8 protein-coding genes and 1 pseudogene are annotated in these 6,646 nt (G+C 60.4%); 5 read left to right on the top strand and 4 right to left on the bottom strand.

The features are described from left to right. Window positions 1-553: 553 nt before the first annotated feature. Window positions 554-865: pseudogene (locus tag HCK04_RS39750) on the bottom strand (cell division protein FtsK); the annotation flags it as partial. Window positions 866-987: 122 nt separating this feature from the next. On the opposite strand from HCK04_RS39750, the gene HCK04_RS39745 reads away from it, so the two are divergent. Further along, window positions 988-1,422 carry a VOC family protein gene (locus HCK04_RS39745; protein WP_142619197.1) on the top strand — a complete coding sequence of 145 codons (435 nt, stop codon included), beginning with the start codon at window positions 988-990 and terminating at the stop codon, window positions 1,420-1,422. A 100-nt stretch (window positions 1,423-1,522) separates the two neighbouring features. Here HCK04_RS39745 and HCK04_RS39740 read toward each other — a convergent pair whose 3' ends face one another. Beyond that, a complete protein-coding gene (locus HCK04_RS39740) occupies window positions 1,523-2,827 on the bottom strand; it encodes a transposase (RefSeq protein ID WP_142652684.1) in 1,305 nt (434 codons plus the stop codon). After that, window positions 2,779-3,150 carry a transposase domain-containing protein gene (locus tag HCK04_RS39735; protein ID WP_168066664.1) on the bottom strand — a complete coding sequence of 124 codons (372 nt, stop codon included), beginning with the start codon at window positions 3,148-3,150 and terminating at the stop codon, window positions 2,779-2,781. The genes HCK04_RS39740 and HCK04_RS39735 overlap by 49 nt, the downstream gene beginning before the upstream one ends. Before the next feature lie 197 nt (window positions 3,151-3,347). Here HCK04_RS39735 and HCK04_RS39730 point away from each other — a divergent pair, with 197 nt between their 5' ends. Then, window positions 3,348-3,974, top strand: a complete 627-nt coding sequence (locus HCK04_RS39730) for a site-specific integrase (protein ID WP_142652682.1) — start codon at window positions 3,348-3,350, stop codon at window positions 3,972-3,974. A 529-nt stretch (window positions 3,975-4,503) separates the two neighbouring features. On the opposite strand, the gene HCK04_RS39725 is transcribed toward HCK04_RS39730, so the two are convergent. After that, window positions 4,504-4,707 carry a hypothetical protein gene (locus tag HCK04_RS39725; RefSeq protein WP_142652681.1) on the bottom strand — a complete coding sequence of 68 codons (204 nt, stop codon included), beginning with the start codon at window positions 4,705-4,707 and terminating at the stop codon, window positions 4,504-4,506. A gap of 224 nt (window positions 4,708-4,931) precedes the next feature. On the opposite strand from HCK04_RS39725, the gene HCK04_RS39720 reads away from it, so the two are divergent. The 3 genes from HCK04_RS39720 to HCK04_RS39710 form a co-directional block, all read left to right on the top strand. Continuing rightward, complete coding sequence (locus HCK04_RS39720) at window positions 4,932-5,681, top strand: nucleotidyltransferase domain-containing protein (protein WP_142652680.1); 750 nt, start codon at window positions 4,932-4,934, stop codon at window positions 5,679-5,681. Between the two features lie 5 nt (window positions 5,682-5,686). Continuing rightward, window positions 5,687-6,355, top strand: coding sequence for a metallophosphoesterase (locus HCK04_RS39715; RefSeq protein WP_168066662.1), 669 nt, complete (start codon window positions 5,687-5,689; stop codon window positions 6,353-6,355). Window positions 6,356-6,369: 14 nt separating this feature from the next. Beyond that, the coding region (locus HCK04_RS39710; protein WP_205831276.1) for a hypothetical protein at window positions 6,370-6,646 on the top strand (277 nt) is incomplete at its 3' end.

Raw genomic sequence — 6,646 nt, 5'->3', positions numbered from 1 at the left:
ATGGCACGAACGCCGCTTCCCGTGATCGTGGAAGCGGCGTTTTGGCTGGTGGAGCCTAGGGGATTCGAACCCCTGACTTCCTGCTTGCAAATCGGCCTGATCACCAGGGGAAACGGCCCCGACCTGGGCGAGAGACCCCGCACATGATTTAGAGCGCGCTCATGCCCTCGCCGATGCTCTGGCGCGCGCTCTGACACTCGACCTATCAGGAGCCGATCTCAGGAACGTAGATCTTTCTTCGGTCAAGCTCTCGCTCTACAAAATCGCTGGGGCGCTATGGTCATCCTCGACAGTCTGGCCAGAAGGCACAGAGGAATCCATTCGCCTACGATCTGTCGAAGTTGAGCCTGGAGTAGTCAGGATCGAGCACGAAGGTACCTCTTCCCGTGACAGTCATTCTTTCCTTTGAGCACCTAGAACCATCTACATCGGCGCACAAAGGCCGTTGATTCACTGGGAATCCAACTCAACCTAATCATCCCCGCTACGAACTGCGCCATTCCATGTGATGTGGACGCGAGATCCTAAGACCAGGATTGACTTCAGCACTCTCGCCCACCGCGCGCCCTTGCGTAGTCAGAGTGGCCAGGGCCGCCGTGATGCGCTGGCGAAGCTGCTTGTCGGATTGGTAGGCGGTCAGGAACGCCACCTCGTCCACGAGCACCAGGACGAACGGGTCAGCGGGGGTTGGTGTGTGGGAGCGCTGGAGGCCGGCGAACCGGTCGGCCCGCTCCTGCATCACCGAGACCGCCTCATCGAGCAGGTCGGCGCACTCCTTCGGATCGGCGGCGTACCGGGAGCCGAACAGCGCCCGGCCGAAGGACAGTTCCATCCGCTGGGGGTCGAGCGCCCAGACCTGCACCAGGACCCTTCGACGGGCGAGGCGTTCAGGCTGGAGGTGTGGATCTTTTCAGGACTTCGCCAATCCGGCCAGGGTGCACGGTGGGCGATTACGGTATGCATAGTGATCTATGGCAGGATTTTCCCATGGTATCCGTTAAGCAGATTCAAGTCGCCTTCGATTGCGCTTCACCTGAGCGTGTCGGTCGCTTCTGGTGCGAGGTGTTGGGGTATGTCGCGCCGGCGCCGCCTGAGGGGTTCGCCAGTTGGGACGACTTCAATCGCACGCTGCCGCCCGAGCAGCGGGACTCATGGTTCGCATGCAGCGACCCCTCGGGTGTCGGTCCGCGGCTGTACTTCCAGCGCGTTCCCGAAAGCAAGGTCGCCAAGAATCGGCTGCACCTTGACGTGCGGGTCGGCACCGGACTCGTCGGTGCAGAGCGCCTGGCAGCCCTCGAGGCCGAATGCGCACGATTGATCCCTCTCGGCGCGAAACGCGTGCGGCTCCTGCCCGCCGATGAAGAAAACGAGTCGTGCCTCGTGATGCAGGACATCGAGGGCAACGAGTTCTGCCTGAGCTGACGAACGTCTACCTCGTTGAACGCGTACCTGACTCGCTGATCGGCTTCCACGGGGATGGCTGTCCGTCAGCTCTCCCGGGCCCTCCCCCAAGGCCAGGTAGTTAAGGTTTTTGGGCTGCTGGCAAGAGTGGTGGGGAGATTGACCGGGCGGTGTAGATGCCGGGTCCGATCTTGTGGATGAGCTGGCTGTTGGCCCAGCGGGACAGCTGCCGGTACATGGTGTTCAGGGTGACATCACCGAGGTGACGGGCGATGTCGCGGGCCTGCCAGGAGCGGTCGGGATCTTGGTGGGGGAGGGCCAGGACCTGTTGTTGCCGGCGGCGGTCGGCTGTGACCAGGGGTCGTTCGTCCCGGGAGACGGCAGGCGGCATGGGCGTCGGTTGCAGGAAAGTGATGACCAGGCCGGTGATCGTGCGGCTGTGGTTGGGTCTGCCGTCATCGAGTCGTTCTTTGTAGCGGGAGACGGGTGATTTGACCTTCCGGGTGCTCACCCGCAGTCGGCGGGCTGGGAGCAGTCCGGCCAGAAGGGCGCGGGCGATGGCTCCGGTGGCTGGGTTGGGGTCGTCGCCGGTCACGCCGGCGGCTTGGATGACCTGGTCGCGGGCGCTTTGCAGGGCGATGGTGAAGGAGCAGCGGTCCGGGTCGGTACCCGGCAGAGACTCCGCGGCGTCGACCATGACAGTGCGCAAGAGTTGGTAGAGCGTGAGCAACGCCCACATCTCCTGCTCCAAGCCGGCCGGGTCGCCGGAACGCAGGACTCGCCCATGCATGAGGGTGTGGCGCAGGGCGTAGTACGCCGATTCGTGCTCCCACCGCTGGTGGTAGAGCCTGACCAGGACGGCGGCCGGGTAGCGGCGGGCGTCGGTCAAGGTGGTGACCAGCCGGTAGAAGCCGGTGAAGGCGGTGCCGTCGACGCAGGTCACGGTGATCTGCGCGTCGATGATCCGCACGTTGACCGTGCCGATCAGGGACAGGTAGGAGCCGTCGGCCAGGCGGGACAGGATCGGCGCGCGGCGGTTGCTGCGTAGCCGGCCCAGGACTTGGGCTCCGGTGTCCGTCACCGCGGCGAGGAAGTCGTTGCCGTCGAAGCCCTTGTCCCACAGCACCAGCATGTCCGGTCTCAGCAGGTGCAGCAGCCGCCCGGCGTAGTCGGTCTCGCCTGTGGCGGTGGGCCCGAAGACAGCGCCGATCACTGCTCGGGTGCCGGTTTCGACCAGGGTCATCAGCTCCAGCTGGGGATAACCGCCATGCGCGAGCCGATCCAGCCAGGCCCGGTTCCGGCCGGTATCGGGCACCTTCAGTGAGCTGCAGCCGTCGAAGGAGACCATCCGATAGCGGCCGAACCGCACCCCGGGCGTCACCGGCTGCGCCAGCGGACCGCACACAACCTCGAACAGCGCTCGCATCGGCGCAACGCCCACCCGGCGGCGCAGGTCGCGAACGCCTTGGCGGTCGGTGCGGCAACAGCGGGCAGCCCCGCCAGAGCGCTGGTCATCTTGTCCCAGACGAGCCGGTGTCCGACCTCCGGGAACAGGCACATCGCCAGCAGGAAATACACCCCGACCCGGGAGGGAAGCGCTCGGAGCCGGTGCTGAACCCGGCCCGTCTCCGCCAGCACCGCGTCCACCAGCTCGAACGGCACAACCTGGGTGAGTTCTCCCAGGTGGCCCGGTGCGAACACTCCCGCGGCCACGCGCACCACCCGGGAAATGACAGACTGATCCCGCAACGGGACTCCACTCTTCAGATGATCTTCGCCGATATCTGATCTACAGGAGTCCCGTTGCCCGTCTCAGCCGATTGACAAGAACCAGATCCTCTTAACTACCTGGCCTTGGGGGAACCCCCGACAAGCTGCTCAGCCGGAACCCGTGCCGGATCAAGGGCACGGACAACGAGCAGACACCAGAGCGGCCCATCCTCACCGTGACCCAGGTCTTCGAGCTGGCCGACAAGATGGCCGACGGGCGCTTCCGCGCGCTGATCCTGCTGGCCACCTTCGCCAGCCTGCGATGGGGCGAAGTGATCGCGCTGCGGCGATCGGACATCGACATCGAGGCGCGCACCGTCCGCGTGCGCGAACAGCTCATCGAGCTGGACGGGGGAGACATGGTGCTCGCTCCGCCCAAGTCGCGGGCCAGCAAGCGGACGGTCAGCATCCCCTCGGCCATCGTCCCGGCGCTCGTCGACCACCTCGACCAGTTCACCGGCACAGGCGAGGACGCGTTCGTCTTTCTCGGCAAGCGCGGTGCGTTCCTCCGCGGTGGCAACTTTCGGCGTGAGGCCAAGTGGGCGGAAGCGCTCAAGGAGATGGGCGTCAAGGGGCTGCACTTCCACGACCTGCGGCACACCGGCAACACGCTCGCCGCGCAGTCGGGCGCGAGCCTGGCCGACCTCAAGGCTCGGATGGGGCACGACAGCGACCGGGCCGCGCTGATCTATCAGCACGCGACGCGTGACGCCGACCAGAGGATCGCGGACGCACTGAGCGCTCGTGTGGAGGCCGACCGGAAGGCGGCCAACGACAAGAAGGAGAGCAGTGCTGAGGGCTAATGGCCCGGACACCGCTTCCCAAGATCAGGGAGGCGGTGTTTTTCGAGGTGGAGCCTAGGGGATTCGAACCCCTGACTTCCTGCTTGCAAATCGGCCCGATCACCAGGGACAACGGCCCCGACCTGGACGAGAGGCCGTCCGCGAGTGACCGTGAGTGCCCCCTGTTGACCACTCTTAATGGCACGCTAATGGCACGACGATCAAGCCCGCGACCTGCCCCGACCAGTACCGGGCGCGGCCCGTCTCCTGGTCCGCCCCCGTCCTCCTCGTAGCTGCCGACTCCCGGGACGGGACCGCCGCGTCAAGGGTCAGCGAAGCTGATCGCGAAGCGACGCCGCAGGCGCCCTTGACTCGGCGGTCACGGCCGGGACACTCAGGCGGCGAGGAGGACGAAGGACCATCGGATTAGAAGTGGATCGCCGTTTCCCAGTCTGATCTCGGGCTAATCTGCTGGTGTCTTGTGCGATCGCCTGGGGGAGAGAGCAGGTGTTCCACGTATGTTCCGGATCTTGCTGATGGCCGCAGGCGGTCAGCGGTGGGAGTGTCCGCCCATGGCGCATGCGAGGCAGCCACGGCCGCCGAGTGCCTTGTCCAGGCCGCATGTGACCTTGGCGAATCGTTCCTCGTCTTCCGGTGGGAACTGCACCATGGGCGTGCCGGCGGCGAAGTGCTCGCCGAGCATGTAGAGGTGGTCACGCAGGACCGTTGTAGTCTCCCGATTCAGTCGGAGCATGATCTCTTCCACGTGGCCAGCCTGGGCTGTGTGTCGCACCTCTATCGCTCTCGAACAGGAGCATGCCAAGCTCAAGATCCTGCCAAGCTGGGAAGGTACCCACTGCGATCTGATCCCTCGAGGCCCGTGGAGGAACTTTGATCTTGAACAACTCGATGCATGTCAATCGGGTTCTGTCGGTGGCTTCCCCTAACCTGGATGGCATGCACAGGGATAATCCTCCAATGATCGAACCGACAACAGATATTAACTGTCTTACAGAACTGATTTACCCGCACTTAAGAGGAGAGTCTATTGCGATGATGATCTACGGTAGCAGGGCGAGGGGGAGCGCTCGCACTGATAGCGATATAGACGTTTTGCAAATTGTTAAAGACCGGCCGAGATCTTACTCTCACGGCAGTATCAATATTGCATCCTACACCGCGGATCATCTGACGCTGTTGGCAACTCGTGGCAGCCTGTTTGTTCGACATCTTAAGGATGAAGGAAAAATAATCAGTGATCCAAATGATGTCCTTTCCGGTATTCTCGCTTCATATCAGCCACCGAAAAATTACAACAGGCTAAAAAGGAACCTGTGCCTAGCTTTGGCTGGCACCGAAGCTCTGGATGCAGACCAGTACGCCAGAGGCCTTCTGAGGATGACAATCTACGTGGTAAGGTCTGCGGTTTATATAAAATGCGCCGAGTTGGGAAATCTCACTTTCGATAGAGACCAGTCGGCAGAAATAGCTGGGTACCCCAAACTCGCAACTCTCCTTCGCACGGATCGTTATGACCATATTCGCGAATTGCGTGAATATGGTTACAGGCTACTTGAGGAGCGCCCAACGGACGGTATCCCGCGCGATCTACCTTCCCTTGCAATTTGGGCAAGGGGTGATTATTCGCTTGCTGGCCGCTTGCTGGAATCGGCCCTAGCGGGCGCTTCCACTATTGACTATACGTCATTGACATTGCCGGTAGTGTGATTCTCTTGAAGAAATTCAAGTTGGCAGTAATCGGCGATATTCATGGTGACAGCGTAAGGCTATCTAGAGCGCTCAATTCACTTCTACTGGACGACTCACTCCATCTGATTTTTGTGGGGGATTACGTCAATCGCGGATTGAACACCAAGGCCGTTTTAGACTTATTGCTAAGCGCCATAAATAAATACCCGGACAGGATAACTCTTTTGCGGGGGAATCATGATGAAGCTCTTCTAAATTTTCTTGATGATGGAAATGTTGCTAACTTTGCCGCTCACAATGGGATATCAACTATCCGATCATACCTTGAGACGGTTGATTCAAATGCGATTGAAAAATTTCGTTCATCCTTCCCAAGTGAGCATTTTGACCTTCTCCGAAATACGCAGGTCGTATACGAGGATTCGGATTTCCTAATATCGCATTGTGGCTTCGATCCCCATGACATCAACTCAAGAACGCCTGATTCAATGTATCGTCGCGGACATCCGGGGTTGTTTCACTATAGTGGACCGTGGCCAAAGTCGCTGACTGTATGTGGTCACTACGTGCAGGAACAAGGCGTTCCATATATTTCACCCAATCTCATCTGCATCGATACCGGTTGTGGAACCATCAACCAAGCACCTCTCACTGTAGTAATATTGCCCGAAAGAAAACTTATTCAATATTAAAGATGGGAGATAGGATGAACGTTGATCTCGTATTTCAGGAATTAACCAGGGCCCTGGCGCGCAATGAAGCGATGGTCGCGATTCATTATGCCTGTGAATCTTTCCTAACCGCTAATGACCATCCAGCGGGTATAGCATCGATCGCTCTGTACGACCTCCAGACAGGAGACACCAATGCATTTAGCATGTCGGATGCTCCGCCTACGGTAGAAGGAAATGATCGTGAGATTCATCTTCTTGAGCGGTTCTATCATGACGTCTCATCCCGAGAAGATTCTTATTTCCTGCATT

Origin of the sequence: Microbispora sp. CL1-1 (genome assembly GCF_012034195.1) — a bacterium.
GTDB lineage: Bacteria > Actinomycetota > Actinomycetes > Streptosporangiales > Streptosporangiaceae > Microbispora.
This window is presented reverse-complemented; position numbering and strand designations above follow the sequence as displayed.

Bases quoted from the DNA above. Each gene is read 5' to 3' on its own strand.
- HCK04_RS39745 (WP_142619197.1), top strand. From the start codon at position 988: ATGGTATCCGTTAAGCAGATTCAAGTCGCCTTCGATTGCGCTTCACCT.
- HCK04_RS39740 (WP_142652684.1), bottom strand. From the start codon at position 2,827: ATGCGAGCGCTGTTCGAGGTTGTGTGCGGTCCGCTGGCGCAGCCGGTG.
- HCK04_RS39725 (WP_142652681.1), bottom strand. From the start codon at position 4,707: ATGCTCCGACTGAATCGGGAGACTACAACGGTCCTGCGTGACCACCTC.
- HCK04_RS39720 (WP_142652680.1), top strand. From the start codon at position 4,932: ATGATCGAACCGACAACAGATATTAACTGTCTTACAGAACTGATTTAC.